This is a genomic window from Candidatus Eisenbacteria bacterium, from assembly GCA_018831195.1.
Classification (GTDB): domain Bacteria; phylum Eisenbacteria; class RBG-16-71-46; order CAIMUX01; family JAHJDP01; genus JAHJDP01.
On sequence record JAHJDP010000077.1, the window covers coordinates 184612 to 203466 of the forward strand.

The window sequence follows — 18855 nt, forward strand, 5'->3', positions numbered from 1 at the left end:
TCGGGTTTAACGATGATGAGAGGTTGAAACCAGCCCGACCAGAGCCTGCGGATGAGGACCCAGAAGACGCGGCCCCCTGCCCAAGTCGTGTCCGCTTGTGGCTCCGCTGGTAGACAGTTGCTGGCGCATGGCCATAGCACAAATGGGGAATTGCCCTACCGCATGGGATTACGGCCTTTTCGCGGAGGACGGGAGCCAGAGACAAAGGCCGCGCATGAACCCTCGGTGGATTGCACCAGCGGCAACGGCCAACCGGTGAGCACGAAGTGACCGAGGTGGGTGACTCCTCCCAATGGGCCCTGACGCCAAGTGTATATTCGATATTGTGTTGCATGGTTGGGGCGCGATTGATTCCTCACCGCGAAAGGCCATGGAGGACCCCAATCGGCGCCAGCGTCCTTACTATCCTATAATTTCACCGTGTAAGGAATCCGAATGTCGGCAAACAAATACTGTGGGTGTTGACCAGCTGTGTCTAGGCCGTTGGGAATAGGAGGTGCATCATGCGGCGCATTCTTTTTATGGTTGGGATCATGGTTGTGAGCCTGCCGTCGTTGTCCCATGGAGCCATGCGTACCGTATGTCCGGACGGCTCCGGTGACTACATCACGATACAAGCCGCAATCAATGCTTCCGTCAATGGAGACGTCATTGTTCTTTGTAATGGCATTTTCCTAGGGGATGGCAACCGAGATATCGATTATCTCGGCAAAATGATAACCGTGCGTTCACAGGGGGGAAATCCCGAGGCCTGCATCATCGACTGCGGAGGCAATCCCCACCGTGGATTCAACTTCCATTCTGGTGAGGGAAGCGGTTCGGTGCTGAAGGGAGTCAAGGTCAGGAACGGTTTCGCCGCAACAGGCGAAGGTGGCGGGATCTACTGCGACGGGGCTTCACCGACGATCGATAATTGCATTCTTGAAGACAATGTCTGCCCCGGTGGGTATGGAGCCGGCTTCTTCTGCAGGAGCAGCTCCCCTGCGCTCAATAACTGTACATTCTTCAACAACGGCACGGGTGTGGAAATCGCCGGAGGGGGGATGGCCTGTCTCGATTATTCCTCCCCAATCCTTACCGGGTGCGTTTTCGAAGAGAATCGGGCGCAGGCCGGCGGGGGCGGCATGATCTGTGCGGGGATTTCGAATCCAGCGTTGACGGATTGCCAATTTTGGGGGAACAGCCTTCAGCAGATCCCCGGCGCCTGGGGGGGCGGCCTCTTCTGCTGGTCCAGCGCTTCCCCCGTCTTGGAGGGGTGCCTCTTCGATGGGAACCTGGCCACCTGCGGTGGAGGGATTGCCTGTTATGACCACTGTGATCCCGTGTTGACCGGATGCGTCTTCTCGGAAAACGCCTCGGGCGGAGGGGGCGGGGCTTTCTTCAAATACATCTGCAACCCTCAACTCGTCGATTGCACATTCAACAACAACAGCGGCGATTATCCGGTAAACGGATCCGGAGGAGCCATCCTTTGCGACGCCTCATCTCCCACATTGACAACGTGCACGTTGGCCGGTAATTACGCCACGACCAGCGGGGGGGGCATCTATCTTTATCAATCCTCACCCTCGATCGAGCGGACGATCATTGCCTTCAACACAATCGGGGAATCTGTTTATTGCTACGGCACCGGCAGTTCCCCCACACTCACCTGCTGCGATGTTTATGGGAACGCCGGCGGGGATTGGGTCGGATGCATCGCCGGCCAATCGGGCCTTAACGGCAACATCTCCCTGGACCCACTCTTCTGCGACGCTGCCAACGGCAATTACTGCCTGGCGGATGGATCTCCCTGTGCCCCGTTCACAGCCCCCAATCCGCAATGCGACCTGATCGGCGCCTGGCCGCCCGGCTGCAACGCGGGTGTGGCCGAGGAGACTGTCGTGGAATCCGGACTCGGGCTGGAAGCTTTCCCGAGCCCGTTCACAACATCAGCGAGTATCAGGTATTCCCTGCCTGCTCGCGCGGTGGGGGCATTGGTGCTTCTCGACATCTATGACACGGCGGGCCGAAGGGTGCGCCGGCTCGTCGACAGCCAGCCGACCACTCAATTGGCGACGGTGGAATGGGACGGCCGGAGCCAGAACGGCGAGCGCATGGCGGCGGGAATCTACTTCGCCCGGCTCGGCGCCGGAAGGGAAAAGGTCAGCCGGCCCCTCATCTTGATTCGATGATATGGAACGACCTGTCAATACGATCGCCCTCAATGAATCGGGGGCGGTCGTATTCTTTATACAAGAGATATGTGGAAGACCGGGCGCTTCGACGATGAGTCGCGCTGATATTCGCGGGTTGTACCGGCGTCCCGGACAAAGCCGCATCACTGTGGTGTCAGAACCCTGCTGAGGCGCCTCTTGCCACGAATCCGAACCCGATTACATTGTTGGTTATGCTAAGAACGCCGTGCTGGAAAAACAGATCTTTGGCGCTCTTTGCCGGAGCTGGGAACACTGGCGCCGGGGCGATCCTTCATGGAAAGTCCATTGTGCCCGGGGTGATGTCGAGAACCGGATCAAGGAACTAAAGGTTGACCTGCAGAACGATCGGACGAGTTGCACAATCTTCCTTGCAAATCAGCTGCGGGTATTAATGACGGCGGCGGCTTATGTGCTGTTGCAAGAGTTATGTTGTCACTGATCGGCCGATTCTTCGGCTGAAATCTTTCGGTGATGTTGCCGGGTCATCGGCGGTAGGGATGATTAATCAATATTAACCCGGTTTTGCTCTCCTTATTGCTGCTTTTGATCAATTGTCTGATCGAGTGCGATGGAGTTACGGCCTTTTCGCAGAGGACGGGTATCGCGTACGCAGGATCGCAGGCCGTGACTCTGCCTAAGATGGCTGACGTTTTCCAATACTGTTTTCCGCACACGCGACCTGATACCATAGACTGGATTCCATGTGCGTCTCGATGAGGAAGGAGGGGAGAGTGAGGAACTGGAGATCAATTCATCGAACTCTTCTCGCGGTTCTCTTTTTGGTTCAGTTCACGAGTTCGGCCTCCGACACAATGGCCGCGAAGTCGCCTCCCTCCACGGATGTCCTCCTGCACAACTACCAGCAAGTGGCCGCCCTCGAACTCGACTTTCTTCTCCCCTGGGTATTTGCGGACGATGAGAGGCGGGACGAATTTTCATCCATGCCCCCCGGAGATACTCTGCGGATCGAGCCGGTCGCCAGAGGTATTGCGCTGGGGGACAGCGCGTCAACCCATCCACTGATCTGGGTCTGGATGGATGGCCACGATCTGGTGGCCGCCTTCGATGAAAACGGAGATGCCACAAGGGAGGACGCCCGCCCCGACTCGATCGAGGACTGCTACGTCGTGGACCTCGACGCCGATGGAACCGTGGATCGGGTTGTGGATTGGGATGATGTCGATCGCGACGGAAGGGTCGACAGACAGGTCTTGTACAAGTTTGCCGGGAAAAACGCACGGGGGTCCGCGCCAATGACCTGCGCCGTCGTCGATCAACGGGACTTGAGTCCGCGCTTCTGGCATCTCGAACGCTGGGACTACTCACAACCCACTTGCCAGTTCTTGTCCGACTTCAATGGGAATCACTTCTTCACCTGGGGCAGGTATCAGATCAAGCAAGGCCGCTGGGAATCTTACAGTGAGAATCCCTACGGCTTCTATGACCTGGATAGGGATGGAATCTCGGAAGAGAGTCTCCAGATCTCCGGTAGTGGGGAAAGGATCTCCACGATTCGCTGGAGCTTCGATACCGATGGAGACGCCGGTTCCCGCTCCGACTACGACTATGATCTTTCGGTCACAGCGGTCCAAACTCGTCGTGTCCCCGGAGAATTCATCGACACCCTGATGATCCGTGGCGGACCTCTCACCCTGACCTCATGGTCGAAGGCCCGCGATTGGATCGTCGGGGAGAGATGGGAAAGCGCCGTGCTGGTGGTGGATGAGGTGGATCGAAATACCAATCCTGCCGACCCCGAGGCGCGTGAACGATGGGAAGGGATTATCCCGGAGCCTCCGCCAAAGTTTCCCCGGCTCGGAGATCCTAACTGTGGAAGATTGAACAAGCGATACGAGTACTACTGGCACGCCAAACAGAATCTCCGGCTTTATCTGAGCTCGGTCGACGGTAGACTTCATCTTTTCGGTGCAACAATCGGCGAATTGATCGTGGATCGCGATCTTGATGGAGAAGCCGATGCGGTTCTGCGGACAGAAGATCGCGATCAGGACGGTTATTTCGATCACTGGCTGTGGGACAACGACAACGATGGGACGTTCGACTCGACCGCGGTCTATTTGGATCACCCCACCATGACGGTGCCTATGGATATACGGGCGATCCGAGCGGCGGAACGAGAAATTGCCAGGTCGTATAAGGGCGCCTCTCAGGCGGATCGGTTTGCTGAGGACGTTGCCCGATGGAGCGATGCCGCCGCTTTTGTACCCCGCAGTCCCTCGCTATCGGACTGGTCCAACGGGCAGAAGGAGGAAAGCTACAGGAGGAGCTTCATACGAGAGTTTCCCAAGATCGCGACTCCGATGAGCATGGAGGAGTATGTGTCGGTGGGGAGATTCGATTCACTCTACATGAGTCCCGGGATTTGTCCTGATTCGCTTGCGCTCACGAACGAGGACGGATCCCTCGCCTGGCGCTTTTCCCGGGCGATGATGTCGCTGAACGAGATGTACCAGGCCACAGGGGAATCGAAGTATCTTCAAGCCAACTTGAAATGCGCCCGGTGGGTTTTGGCGGCCCGCGACGATGCTCGTGGGGTCAGCCTGTCGAACGGTTGTGTAGCCCCAGTCTGGGGCAGTTCTCGATACATCGCGAATTCACGGTCGGCTCATATTGTCCATACCGGGTATATCGCCATCCCGATCCTCGACCTCCTGCGACTGGCAAGGGACATATCTCCTCCGCTCATTGACTCTACGGAAACTGGTGCGATTGCGTCATCGATAGGTGAATCCCTCGATTACCATCGGAAATGGTGGCGGTTCGCAGCGGACGATCGCGAGGGATACTACCTAGAAGACGACCTGAGGGATCCCAATCCGCAACCGGCAAATGCACTCAGTGTGATCGGAGCCGCGCTCTGGCTCTCTTGGGATGTTTCCGGAAACGAAGAACATCGAGACAAGGCTCTGGCTTTGGCCCGATTCATCAGAAACCGTCTCGAGGTGCGGCTGGACGGGGGGTACTCCTGGCCCCACATACTTCGCAAGAAAACCCCGAAGGAGTTGAGCTATATCTCCGGAATGCCGGCGGATGATACCAGCCACGGCGGGATTACCCTGGCGCTCCCGCTGCTCATGGCGCGGACGGGAATTGTTTTCGACACTTCTGACATTCGGAGGTTTGGATGGACCGCGATTCGAGGGTTCGCCAGATCGGATGACGGAATCCTCTACGCAAACGTGCCCGGGAGCCCTGAGGGAAATCCCGGGTTCATTGGTACCGCGGCCATCTGGCTCGGTCTCTGTCCGGAGACTCCTGAGCTGTACGGGAGGATCGCGCGGTTCTACCTCGAGCGGATCCCGATCCCCGATCCGTTGGATCTGGCTCTGTTGATCCGATATGCCGATTGCAATGCGCAAGTCGAAGAGTAATCTGTCGTGCCTCGTACTCCGCTAAAACTCCATCGGCACTATTCGACCCATCGCGGGCCGGGATGATCGGTCTCCGCTGGGCGGCCCGGCAATCGGGCACCGCGGCGAACGGCATTCACCGGAACGCTTTACGGGCGAGTGCCCGGATGTGTTGGGATTGCGGGTCGAGAAGGAAGAGGAAATTGCGCGCAAAAGGCCCGTCGTGCACGTGACTTATAAATTCGAAAATGCAGAATCCCCGCCATTGAAACGAACCCACACCCATGCGAGCCGGTGCCAGGGGTTAAGAATTTGCCGGGTGCGCGCGGTTCGGATGTGGTTCGAGATCTATGCGCCAGGCCAAAGAATCAGCTCGGGCCGTTATGACCCGCCCGGGCGGCGGCACGATCTTCGGCACCGCACTATCATATTTGCCGCCGCCCGGTCACTTTCACATTAATAGCTTCTAACGCAGGATCATCTTGCGTTCGAGTGTAGAGGACCCCACACGCAGCCGCGCGAAGTAGACGCCGGCGCCCGCCGGATGGCCGGCATCGTCCCGGCCGTTCCAGGTCGCGTTATGCCTCCCCGCTTCCAGCGTTCCAGCCAACAGCGTTCGAACGCGGCGTCCCATGACATCGAACACGGCCAGATCCACCGCCTCCGCCCGCGGCAGTGCGAAATGGAGTTCCGTCGCCGCCATGAAGGGATTAGGCGCGTTATGCGACAGGGCCAGCCGCAAGGGCTGCTCCGCCGGATCGACGGAGGCCGGATCATAATCAAAAGAAACGCCGTCGACCCAGAGCGAGAATCCGCAATCCCACGTATCCGCATGGATCCTGAGGGAATGGATTTCACTTAGCGATACGTTGCCGTGATCGGTCCGGGTCCAAACGCCGTCCCCATCGAAGGGAATCTCAAGCTCGATCCAGTGGCCGACGGCATCGTTCAGAATATCGTTGTGGGAGTGATACTCGATGTAGCCGTCAGGACCATATAGCTTGATCCAGGGGCTGGAGTTCTGGAAGCTCCAGTTCTCATTCAAGGCATAACAATGCAAATGAATGGATCCACGGTTGGAGAGATTCCAACGCGCCAGGCGATCGGCCGGATAGCGCATGTAATTGTCAAAGCATCCGTCGGTGTCCATGCAGACCGAGCCTTCACCGGCGGTAACGAGGCCGGTGTCATCACTGACGGTCGCTGTGCCCAGGTCGGAGACCACTTTCCAGCTCGAGGCGTTCAACTCGGCCATATCGTCAAGCGGGACATATTGGATGTCACCGTCGAGGATGACCTCGCGTTCGATCGTGACTGTTCCCGTTTCACCCGCCCAGGTGGCGAGATTCACCTCGATGATGTCGAGCCAAGTGTAGTCAACGAAACCTTCATGCTCGATCTTCAGCAGCAGCACGCCGTTCGAGCCCACGACGTGAATGTAGCCGAAGGGATTGTCATGCAGCACATCCCCGACGAATGTCGGTGGAACAATCTGTGGATCAATCGGGACGTTCGGAAGGATCCACTCACCGTTCTCATCGGTCACTCCCTGCGCCTTGATCTGATCAGTCAGGACGATGCCCATGCCGGGCCGTTCCGCCTTCTGATAGACGGTGACCGTCGCGCCCACAAGAGGACCGCCCGTCAATCCCGTGAGGTGCAGCTTGACGTGCTCGGGTAGACAGTAAAGGTACTGACCGAAGTAACCGTGCGCCTTATCGAGCCAGTGCGTCATCGCCTGCGCGCTATGCTCGGAGATCAGGTGGGAGACGCTGTTCATCAGGCCCATCGGAGCGCTGTGCGCCTCGCCGGTGACGTGGTTGAATTCACTGAACATACTGATCAGATAGAGATCAATTAAGCCGAGTTGATGCCCCCACTCGTGCAGGAGTCCATAATCGAGATCCTCGTCTTCATCGTAGTATCCCGAGAGCCGCAGGCTCCCCTCATCCCAAAAATACCGGAACGGGAAAACCCCGAAATAGACCCGATCGACGTCCGGGTCCTCCTCATAATCCGCGATGACCTCGAGCACATCATAGTGAACACGCTTCGCCGTGCCCGCATCGTCGAAGAGTTCATTGAGACGAGCCATGTGATGGTTCAACCAATCGATGAAATCATCCGTCGCCGCGAGAGGATAATCCGCCGTTTCCTCGCGGAACACTTCCAAGCGAGAACGATCGATATAGCTCATGAAGGCAACGGACTTGGTGTCGATCGTCATTGCATTGTTCTCAGAACGCGCGTAGGCGGGATCGACAGCAAAGCCGATCTCGTGCGAGGCGCCGTCCCAGGTGGTGACGAATTCGTAGATCACCGTTTCGTTCGGGTCCAGTGCAATCCCCTGTGGTGTTGATACGGCCGGTACGCCATCCACGGTCCAGGAACCGGTGAGCGTTCCCGTCCAGTTGTTGGTTCCGCGGTTGCGCACCGTGGCTGTGTAAGTAACCGGATCCCCAATCTCAGGCCAGCGTTGGGTATTCTCGTCCTGTCCACCCTCCAAACCCATGGCGGCATAGATGATGTAGGGACCAAAGCCGCTCGGTTCGGTGATTTCATGATATTGATAGTTGGGGAGGTAGCGCGGGTAGCGCGGTGTGCGGGAGATGCTGACGACCTGCAGATCGGTCTCATCGAACGGTGTGCGCGGGCCGACCGATTCGACCACATTATTCTCCCAGCCCTCCGCCGTCACCGTTGTCACGGCGTAGTAGTAGCTGGTTCCGTTGTCGGCGGTCTGATCCACGAAGCTAAGACCATCGATCTCATCAACCGTTCCGATCGGCTGCATCCCTTGAATCCAAAGGAACGGTTCCGTGTGGCGGTAGATTGCATAATGGTCGAACCAATACTCGGGATCGTCGACCTCTTGCCAGGTCACCTCGACCGCCCCGTTCAGCGCGAAGGCGGCCTGCCACGGCGGGCAGGGCAGCATCGCTACACCCTCAGGCCGCAGGTCAAAGGCCGAGAAAAGATTGGCCGGCTCATTCGTGGGCGTGTCGCCATCCCCATTGCTGACGATCCAAGGGGTGCGCAGTGGAAGATAAAGATCGCCTTCCGGAGACAGCGTAGCGCTGGCGACGGCATGACCCTGGTCAGCGGCGCTGGAGGTCACACTAAAGAAGTCGAGCAGGCGGCCTCTATCCCCTTCGTCATGGATGGCGAAATAGGCATCCCCAAGATTGTTGCCGACAATCACAACGCCATTGGATGTCACAATCGGGCATGAGGATGTGATTTCCCATCCGGTGCTGCCCGTCGCGTAGGACCACTTGACCGATCCGTCGCTCGTGTTGATGGCGTAGAGGGCGCCGTCCCCCTCCTCGCTGTTGGTCTGGAAGTAATAGGTCGAGCCATCATGGCTCAAGCAGCCACAGCTCTGCGCGCGCTGCCGGTTGTTCTGGTCGGGGATGTATTCGAAGATCATAAGCATCGCCTCCGACCACAAGGCGTTGCCATCCTTGTCGAGACCAAGCACAAAGATGCTCTCATCGCCGCCGCAAACATAAATGTTCCCATTATCAGGATCGATCGTCACCGGTGCGTCGATCATCACGCCGACGTCCATGGTCCAGAGCTCCGTCCCATCGTTGCCGTCGTAGCAGTGGACACCGTTCCAACGGTCGCCGATCACCACCTGCAAATCCAATCCGTCTTCATAGAGCGACGGTTCATTCCAGATGCAGTCGATATCCGTTTCGGCCGCCCACACCTCGGTGATGGCGTCCCCTTCATCGAAGCCGGCATAGGGCCGGCCATCCCAGGTATGCAGGAAAATACGACCATCCGGAGCCAAAATCGGAGACTCCATTGAAAGGTGGTCGGGCGCCTGGTCGTCACCGTTATGCCAAATAGTGCTGGGTCCATCGGCCGTCGAAAAAGCCATGCAGGGATGGCCGTTGGGATACTCCCCGCTCTCGGTATAGTCATTGATGGCATAGAGGGTGGACCCGTCATCGGAGAAGGCGGGAGTAATTCTCGCGATCGCCTCGCCTCCGGGGATGCTTCCGTTCCACAACCAGGCCCCGCTATGGCGGTCCATCCCCTGAACACCTTTCGGCCAATGATAAGTGCCGACCACAATGTCGGCGCCTTCCGGGCCGGCGCCGTCGTAGAAGGACATGCTCGTGCTGCTGAAGCATCCGTCATAGGGCGAATCGGGTGCTGGTTTCTGCCAGAGGAAAATATCAAAGAACGAGCTGTTCAATCTTTCCTCCGGCACATCATAATCCGCCCGGCCGGTGTGATGCATATCACGCTGCTTCATCGGCCAGGTGGCGGCTGAGGCCGCGCTGAGCAGGAAGAGGCTTGCACAGCCGGCTGCGATCGCGCCTCTCAAGAGAACCTTCCAATTCAATGTCATACTGACCTCCTTGTGGGATTTACGAGTCCACCCCATCGGTTACTTTCGGCGGCGCGCCGACGGACGATGCAGCATCAGCCGGCGCATCATCATCGGACCCATCCGTATGATGCGCCTCTACCAGCTCCGCATTGGCTCGGGCCAGCGCCCTCAGAATGTTCATCCGCTCGAAGAAGGCGAGCAGTTCACTTTCATCTGTAAAGACCAACTCCTCGCCATCAGCGACGTGTTGAACTTTTCCGCGAAATGATCCCGCCATCTCATCGACAAACCGAACAATAAAAGTCGACATATCCAGTTCCTCTCACGGCGTAGTCCCCAGACCGAGTCCTTCCCTCGGGAACAAGCGAAGATTGGCATGGGTGCGTTACGCGAGAGTTACGCGGGCCGAGAAATTCTTATGGAGAGTTCATAGAGCCCTGCGGGGAGGGCCGCCCGATTGCCCCCCTCCCTCAAATCCGTTATCCTTCAAGGGTATCGTTGCGCCGACCGTGCGCGGTCTTTGGGACTCCCGGACAAAGTGAACAGACGCCCATGAGCATTCCGATCCTGCCGGCCAAATTAAACCCACCGCCTCCACCGGCGGCGTACATCCCCAGGGAGCGCCTTGATCGCTTGTGGACGGATTGGCGAGACAAGCGGCTCATCCTGATCACCGCCGGGGCAGGCTTCGGCAAGACCTCCTTCCTCTCCTCACGGGCGCGAGCTTTGGGTGGGGCATGCCTCTGGTATTCGGTTGACGAGTCGGATATCGACTTGGCCTCCTTCTTGACCCATCTCGCTCATCTCGCCGATGGGCGTGCATCGGATGCCGGGCCGCCTGCCGCCGGGAAAGAAGCTTCGGCGCGGGGGATATCCGCGGCCGAGGTGCTCGCCTCCCTCGTCGGCGCGCTGCGTGTCCGGGGTCCGAAGGCCCTCCTCGTCATCGACGACCTCCACTTGGTCAGGACCTCTCCCGAAGTGCAGCACTTTCTCGAGCGCCTGATCCGGTTCTCACCTGAGGAGGCAACGCTGGCGCTGGCCTCGCGGGAGCCGGTCGAGTTCGGGCTGGCGAAACGACTCGCCCATGGCGAGGCCGCCACCCTATCGGCCCACGACCTGAGGCTCACTGCGGATGAGGTCTCGGCGCTGTATCGCCGCCGCTTCCCGGACGCCGGCCACCACGAACCCGCTTTCCAGCGCATCGTGGCTCGGACCGAAGGGTGGGCCGTGGGCGTAGAGATCTTTCTACAGAACCTGGAGGAGGCCGGGGCGCAGGCGATCGACGCGGCCTTGGCGCGGGTGGCGGCGGCGGGAACGGGCTGGTTCGCCTACTTCGCTGAGGAGGTCCTGCGCCGTCTTGATCCTCAAACTCAAGATTTCCTCTGTCGCTCCGCCTTGCTGCCGCGACTCGATCCCGCGCTCTGCGACCAGGTGTTTGAAAGACACGACAGCCGGATGGTCCTGGAACGGCTCTGTGAGCGGAACCTCTTCACTTTTGCCAGTAATGGAGCCCCGGCGGGTTATCGCTATCACCGGCTTTTCAGGGAATTCCTGCGCGAGCAGCTTCACCGCAGGGTATCCCCGGAGGAGATCCAACAGCTCCATCGCAACGCGGCCCGCGCCCTGATCCAAAACGGCGCCTGGGCGGATGCCCTGACCGCGAGTGTGGACGGCGGGGATATGGACGGTGCCCTGTGCCTTGTGGAGCGCGTGGGCGAAGGGCTGCTCGCCTCGGGACAATACGAGGCGGTCGGAAACGCCCTGGAGCGCATCCCCAAGCAGGTCCTGCGCTGGCACCCGGGCGCGCTCTTCATCCTGGGCCGGCTCTGTGACGTGCAGGCTCACTGGCAGGAGGCTCAGATCCACTATCGAAGAGCCCTCCGCCGATCCACATCGGGCCGGCAGCGATCGGAACTTCTGCGTCTCCTCGGCCGACTGGACAGCCGCTGGGGTCGCTATGCGGCGAGCCTGCGATGCTGCCGGCGGGCGCAGGCCGAGCCCGGATCACGCCACTGGCGAACGCGGGCCGACATCCTCACACAGATCGGCGTTTCCTCCTGTGAGCTGGGGCACATCGACGAGGCCGAGGCGCGGCTGGAAGAATCGATCGCGATTCTCCGTCGCCATCACGATTCCATCGCCGAAGCGCGCACGCTCTGTCTCCTGGCGGCCAATGTCTACAACATCCGGGGCGAATTCCGACGCGGCCGAGACACCATCCAGCAGGCGTTGGTCACTTTCCAGAGGCTGGGGGAACGGCGCCGGATCGGCTATGCCCTCTGTCTGCACGCCAGTCTGACCTTGGCGGCCGGGGAACGCCGTGAAGCGCTGAATCTCGCCTCCCAGGGGCTTCGTCTCGCAGAGGCCTTCGAGTACCCCTCGGTCGAGGCGCACGGACACCAGACACTCGGCCGGATCGCCGCGCTGGAAGGAGACCTCGCGCGCGCCCAGACCCATTTCGAGAAGGCCCTGCAGATCGGCGGGGTCCTCGGGGAGCAGGAGTTCGCTGTCATTCCGCGCCTAAATCTCGCCGAAATCTCGCTTGCACGCGGCAATCGTCATGCGGCGCGACGGCTGGCCGTGGCCGCGCTGGCCTTCGCGGCATCCGCCAAAACACCATGGCAACTCGGCCGGTGCCACCTGGTTCTCGGCCGAATGGAACAAGCCCCGGCAGAGGCCGACCACCACTGGCGCCGGGCGGAATCGCTCTTCCGCCGGATGGGAGCCAGCTACGATCTGCACCATGTTCTGCTGCTTCGTCTCGCCGCCGGCGGCCTGCCTGAACCGCGGCGCGATCGGATCCTCCAAGAGCTGCTCGCCGGTGTGGCCCAGAATGAGCATGATGCCCTCCTGCGTGAGGTCGAGCCCGATGCGGGCGCGGCCATCTTGGTCGAGGCGGTGCGGCGCGGTATCGAGATCGAGTATGCCGGCGCGCTGCTGGTCGCCTTCGGGGCGGGCGCGGTTCCTCATCTGAAACCTCTGCTGACGGATGCCGCTCCCGCGCCGCGCGCCCGGGCCATCGAGTTGCTCACGCTGATCGGCGGTGACGCGGCCCGCAATGCTCTTGCGCACCTCGCCGGCCGCACAGGGGAAACGGGACGCGCGGCGCGCGAGGCCCTCGACGAGTTCACGGACGGATCCCCGCTCCCCCTGAAAATCCGGGCGCTGGGTGAGTTCGAGGTCTGCGTGGGGGAGCATCAATTGACCTATGGCGGATGGCGCTCCGCTCGCGCGCTGCGTCTCTTCTTGCTGCTTCTGACCCACCGCTTCCGCTGGGTGCCCCGCGATGTCATCCTCGAGGCGCTCTGGCCGGAGATCGAGATGGAGAAGGCGATCAACAACCTCCGGCAGACTCTTTATATCCTGCGCCGCACGCTGGAACCGCACCTGCCCAAAACCATGCCGTCGAGCTACATCCGCTTCCGCAACGAAGCGTGCCGTCTTGATCCGGGGGAGGGTTTCACATACGACGTCGAGGATCTGGAGGCCGCACTGCAGCAGGGCGAGCGGCATTGGCAGGCGGGACAGCGGAATCAGGCCCGCTCCCGCCTGCTTGAAGCCCTGGCCCTGTATCGGGGCGACTTCCTTGCCGAGAGCTTATACGAGGAGTTCGCCGCCACGGAGCGCGAGCATCTTCGCGACCGGGTGCTGCGTGCGATCGAGCACCTCCTCGAGTTGCGGGCGGCGGCGCGCGAGTGGGAGGAGCTCGCTCTGCTCAGCCGCAGGGCGCTGGCGCTTGACCCCTACCGCGAAGGCCACTACCGGTATCTCGTGCTCGCGCACCTGCACCTCGGTCACCGCCGCGAGGCGCTGGCCGGCTATCATGATTATGAAGCGATGATGATCAACGAGATCGGCCTGCCGCCATCAGAACGGATGAAGTCACTGGCCGATCAGGTCATCGCCCTGGGACGGGTTCCTCGCGCCAAACCGCCCGCGCGACCCAGCGCCGGATAACGGGGCCTCCCTCATGCAGCGAGCGCAAACTTTCACATTAGCAGCGATTATCCTGATCATCTTCGTTCTCTGGGGTTTTCACTACGCGGGTTTCGACCTCTGGTGGGATGAGATCAACTCCCTTACCGAATATTCCCTCGTCAGTTTTCACGATACGGTGAGCACGTATCCTGATCCCAATAATCACATTCTTTTCAACCTGCTCGACAACCTGCTGACCCGCATCTATCGATTGCGGGATATTTATCAGCTGGCGGATCAGGCGGCCGCTCTGCGCTGGAGCCAGTGGTTCATCGCGCTCGGCGGATTGATCTATCTCTTTCTCACGGGAAGGAAATTCTTCGGCCCGCCCGCCGGGATGATGGCGGCGGCGTTTCAGGTAAGCTGCCTCCCTTTCCTCAACTTCGCCATGCAGCTCAGGGGATACAATCTCAGCATCTTCTTCGTCACCGGCATCCTTTATCATTCCGGGTCATGTCTGGAACGGCGATCGGCCGGCCACGCCCTTGCTGCCGCCCTTTTCAGCTTTTGCCTGCTGTACACCATCCCATCCAACATTTACTTTCTGGCCGGATTGGCGGGCATCGTTCTCGTGGCGCTTCTGGTGCACCTCCCGCGGCGGCCCGCTGAAGAGCATCCGCCGGCGCCTTTTCTCCGGCGCCTGTGGCGGCGCCCGGAATCGATGCTTCTGCTGGCCTTCGGCGTCGGGACCCTGATAACTTACCTCGCCTATCTCCCCGTAATCGAAAATGTGCTGGGCAATCGGTTTCTTGCAAAGCATCCGGCTCATCGCTTCTTTATTCTCAGTGAGCGCCTCCCCCAAGTCGCCGGCCACATGCTGTCGTATCGCTATGCCCTGCTCTTGATCGTTCTGCCGGGATTCTTCAGGGCCTTCCGCGACGCTTCCCGCCGGCTGCAAGGATCTTCCAAGGCCGCCGCGCTGCTGGGATTGTTTTTCCTGCCATTTGGATTTTCTTTCCTGCGCAACGATGCGGCCTTCGAACGGACCTTTGTCAACCTGACGCCGGTCTTTGCACTGATCCTGGCCGCGGGCTGCGGATGGATGATTCAGGGCCGGAAAAGGACCGTTTGGATTCGATGGTCGATCCCTCTGATTTGCGCCATCGCCCTGGCGACTCTGGGATTCGCTTATGCTCATCTTCAACAGCGCCTTCAGGATAATCTGCAGAAGGGCTTTCACGAACAATCGATCCTGGCCAATCAATATCAGGCGGCCGGATATCATCCCGCTGAAACCGCCGAAACTCTCGCGGAAATGGTTAGGATGGAACCCGGTCCCGTCATCCTTGTCGGCGCGCTGGATCGGGTCGCCTGGTCTTTCTATCTTGATAAGGTCGATATCCCCTCCCTGGCCTTGGTCAGAATAGAGGCCCTGCCGCCTCAAGACAGAAACGGGGCTTCAACGCATGCCGGGATTTTTCAGGTTTCACAAGGAATGGGGCGGGAGACCGTCTTTGTGCAACAGGATCTCCTCATCTCTAAAGAGCCTGAAGACCTCATACTGACACCACTTATACAATTCGTTGGATCGCGGGAGTTCACCGGCCCCATCTATCTCGTCACCGATTCCCCCGTTCTTGTGAGCTCACTTCTCGAGACTCATTTTCCCGGGTTCGAAGGGAAACGCCTGGGGCGTTCGATGGATGCGGGAAGCCTTTTCGTTCTCAGACCGGGGCGCTCCTAGCCTCCTATTCATTCCTCATCGCATCAGCAACAACTTGCCCACGGAGGTCCGCCGGCCCGCCTCGAGACGATAAAAATAGGAGCCGCTCATGACCCTTCTGCCATCCGTCGCGACGCCGTTCCAGACAACCCGCTGTTCCCCGGGGCCGATCATCCCTTCAAACGGCCGCGCCACTTCTCTTCCCGACACATCAAAAATCGTGACCCTGACGGATTGTTCGGCCCTCAAGTCAAAAGGTATCGTCGTCGACATCTCAAATGGATTGGGGAAATTGGGCCGCGCCATGAGATAGGAAGGATCCGACCGGCGGCTGGGATACCCGTCGGATACAGCCAAGCGGAAGGTTCCACACTGATGGATTTGCGCACAGATCGTACGAGCGCCGGAATCGACAAAACATTCCAGTGCGCCGGAGCCGACGCGTTCAATGTATAAGTGCCGGGCGTCGACACCCGCCGGAAGCACGCGCTCCGTGTATTCAAATTTCAGCGTTGCCGTTCCAGACCCGAGAATTCCATCGGGTCCGATGGTGACTTCGCCGGAATCGGGCTGCTGGATTAAAATATAAGCGTCCTGCGACAATTGCCCGGGCGGAATGTTCAATGCCACCGATCTATCCGGACTGAAGGCGGCCCCTCCACGGATGGCCGTGAGCTGCGACGCGGAGAAAACCAATCCGACGCAATTTTCATTGGCGTAGATATCGGACGCACAGGCCTCGATGACGGCTGAATCAGAAGGCGCCTCCAGTTCATAATCCGCCATCCAGAGGTTGCGGATCGGATCCAAACATTCCACCGCCAAAGGAGCGCCGTCGATTATGATGGATACGGATTCGGTTTCCAGGGGTTCGGAGCCGGCCAAATAAATGTCGAGGTAATGGGTCAGATCGGGATTTTGAAAGATGTCCAAGGTCAGCTCCGGCGGTGTGTGATCCGGAGACAGATAATGCTGGGCCATGAGAGCGTGGTAGGCGATATCTTCCTCGGCGGTTCGTGGCGCGCTGGGAACGGGTTGTCCGCCGACGAAGGCCATCGTGATGGTGGCGGAATCACCGGGATTCATGACGAAGCGCCCGCCTCCACCCGGCCACTCCCCCGCGCTCAATCCCAAGGGTCCCACTGATATTAAAAGTTGCGGGTCGTGGTTGGGCACCTCAACAGCATTCGTGGAGTCACTCGCTCCATTAGAAAGAAAGAGATACTTCTTTGTATCTGTATGCGGCGTTCCGGGAAGGCGGCCGGTTGGATCCCAATCCCACCAGTTGAACGAGAAGGTTCTCTCCTCAAAACCTCCCGGCACCACATTCAAAAATGTGAATCCACCCCAAGCGGGACAGTCGCCGTCGTCGAGTGTGTAGTGATGCTCGGTGGCGAGCCGAAGAGAGTCGACGAAGGCGATGTCTTTGCGCCCGAACCAGGAGCTCGGCGGCCATGCGCTGTGGCCGTCTTTCCAGCCGGAAGCCATCTCCGCATAGAAACCCATATACATATCGTAAATTGGCGCGATGGGATCGACATTGCGGATGGTGAAACTGACTTGAATGATCGCGTCGAACGGTTCAATGGAATACTGGAGGATCTCCTGGTCGATCTTTATATTCAGCGGTTTATGAAACTCGCTCCCATGCGTATGCCGATCGATATAGGAAATCAGAAAATCCTGTTCGCTCTTGGCCGTGGGATCGAAATATTCGCTGTTGACCAGCACCGATCTTTCAATGATCTCGCTCGAGGCCGGATAGAATTCACTCACATGCTCCGCGCTGAAGCTGCCGTAGTACCCATCCGTCGCCGCAGTGGTGACCAGAGTATCATAGGCTCCGGGCTCGTTCACCAGCTCCTTGATGCCGCCGATCCAGGGCCCGGCTCTCACAAGGTGCTCTTGTGTTGAACCCATCGGGAACTCCATGGAAGGGTTGCGCGTCGATAGGTTCGTTCCGAAAAAGCCGTTGTTGTAGAATGTGAGCCCGATATTATTCGCGGTGGTTGTCCTCGAGATTATCAATGTGTCCGTGACGGCCGGTGGGGGTGGGGGGGGCTGGGATGCATCCAAAGTCCGGGCGTGATCAAAATCCGCAAATAGAGGACTCGCCGTCAAGAGCCCGATGAAAACACAGAAGCCCATACAAACACGTTTTTGAGAAAGGATCAGCACGTTCATACCGTTCCTCCAACGTGGACGCTCCATCATCCTCTAACATTCATTGGTCACTCTGCACAACGCTTTCTTTTCTGAACCAGGATCTTTCGCTGAACTCCATATGGTGTCAACAACTAACGACATCTGCCTCCGGTCTATCAGATCTGTAAATAGGACGTTCAAAGCTGCCTCCAAACTCTCTTGACATACTCTTTATATCCCATATACTCTCCACCAGCAACATGCGCGCTAGCATTTTGGTTTTCGATTTTAAACGACATTTGAGAAAGCGCAGGTAATTATTATAATGCACAATGATACATACAAGACCGTATTTGAATGCTGTTTGAAGGACGGGTCTATTTTTCGAGAGCTTGCAAACTGGAGTCTCAATCTTTGGAGTGATTCTGATATCACCCCCAAAGATATTCAATTGTATGCCTTGCAAGGTTTTGAGCAAAAGGGATATGGACACATAACACAAATCCTCGATAACATTAGCAGACTTCTCGAGGTGTATAAAAATGACTCAGTTTTAGATCCAAGCAAAAAGACTTTTATTTAAATTCTAGAAGGGAATATCCAACTATGTTTTCTCGCGACGCATCTTCATGATATCGGAATGCGATATCCAGGCATTTTCGAACATTTATCCCCTCTCGTTTCCAAAGATAATCCAATACCCTTGCACATTGGAGAACTTGTCCATCGTTATCATCATTATGTTTCATTCATAATTCTGATGGAAATAGGCAAGAAGGCTGACAATTCAAATATCCCATGGAATGAACACAGCTATATTAAGAACCTTTTAAAAAAAGAAGATAATAATTGCGACTCCTTACCAGATAGCATTATTCAACTCGATAAACTTCTGGAAATCTTAAAAAATATTCACAATAAGCACTTTAATAAGCTCACGCTTGTAGACTTCATCTCGCTTTTGGCACTTCTCTGCCTTTATCACAAGGAATTTAAGCAGGAGGCCCTAGACCCAAAACAAGCGCATTATGCTTTATCTTTTCCGAATTGGACTCTTTCATTATGTTCAACATCCATTTGAACAGACTGTCCCTGAAAAGGACATACCTCACCCTTATCTCGCCTCCAGCGTCAAAATGTTATCTCTTGTCT

General features: G+C 58.0%; 10 protein-coding genes. 7 read left to right on the forward strand and 3 right to left on the reverse strand.

Annotated features, from left to right (window positions below):
• Nucleotides 1–503 precede the first annotated feature (503 nt).
• From KJ970_13575 to KJ970_13590, 4 genes are all read left to right on the forward strand, one after another.
• Entirely contained in the window at nucleotides 504–2174 is a 1671-nt protein-coding gene (locus tag KJ970_13575) for a hypothetical protein (protein MBU2691944.1), read from the forward strand.
• A gap of 1 nt (nucleotide 2175) precedes the next feature.
• Complete coding sequence (locus tag KJ970_13580) at nucleotides 2176–2346, forward strand: hypothetical protein (protein ID MBU2691945.1); 171 nt, start codon at nucleotides 2176–2178, stop codon at nucleotides 2344–2346.
• A 57-nt stretch (nucleotides 2347–2403) separates the two neighbouring features.
• Nucleotides 2404–2637, forward strand: a complete 234-nt coding sequence (locus KJ970_13585) for a transposase (protein MBU2691946.1) — start codon at nucleotides 2404–2406, stop codon at nucleotides 2635–2637.
• Between the two features lie 292 nt (nucleotides 2638–2929).
• Nucleotides 2930–5590 (forward strand): hypothetical protein, encoded by a 2661-nt coding sequence (locus KJ970_13590; GenBank protein ID MBU2691947.1) that lies wholly within the window; start codon nucleotides 2930–2932, stop codon nucleotides 5588–5590.
• A gap of 445 nt (nucleotides 5591–6035) precedes the next feature.
• Here KJ970_13590 and KJ970_13595 read toward each other — a convergent pair whose 3' ends face one another.
• The gene (locus KJ970_13595) at nucleotides 6036–9935 is read right to left on the reverse strand and encodes a PQQ-binding-like beta-propeller repeat protein (GenBank protein MBU2691948.1); all 3900 of its coding nucleotides are present in this window, start codon (nucleotides 9933–9935) and stop codon (nucleotides 6036–6038) included.
• 19 nt (nucleotides 9936–9954) lie between these two features.
• The gene (locus KJ970_13600) at nucleotides 9955–10227 is read right to left on the reverse strand and encodes a hypothetical protein (GenBank protein MBU2691949.1); all 273 of its coding nucleotides are present in this window, start codon (nucleotides 10225–10227) and stop codon (nucleotides 9955–9957) included.
• A gap of 242 nt (nucleotides 10228–10469) precedes the next feature.
• On the opposite strand from KJ970_13600, the gene KJ970_13605 reads away from it, so the two are divergent.
• Complete coding sequence (locus tag KJ970_13605) at nucleotides 10470–13874, forward strand: hypothetical protein (protein MBU2691950.1); 3405 nt, start codon at nucleotides 10470–10472, stop codon at nucleotides 13872–13874.
• A gap of 13 nt (nucleotides 13875–13887) precedes the next feature.
• Entirely contained in the window at nucleotides 13888–15579 is a 1692-nt protein-coding gene (locus tag KJ970_13610; protein MBU2691951.1) for a hypothetical protein, read from the forward strand.
• 15 nt (nucleotides 15580–15594) lie between these two features.
• Here KJ970_13610 and KJ970_13615 read toward each other — a convergent pair whose 3' ends face one another.
• Nucleotides 15595–17742, reverse strand: a complete 2148-nt coding sequence (locus tag KJ970_13615) for a hypothetical protein (protein MBU2691952.1) — start codon at nucleotides 17740–17742, stop codon at nucleotides 15595–15597.
• 721 nt (nucleotides 17743–18463) lie between these two features.
• Between KJ970_13615 and KJ970_13620 the strand changes: the two genes are divergently transcribed.
• Complete coding sequence (locus KJ970_13620) at nucleotides 18464–18784, forward strand: hypothetical protein (protein MBU2691953.1); 321 nt, start codon at nucleotides 18464–18466, stop codon at nucleotides 18782–18784.
• Nucleotides 18785–18855: the final 71 nt, after the last annotated feature.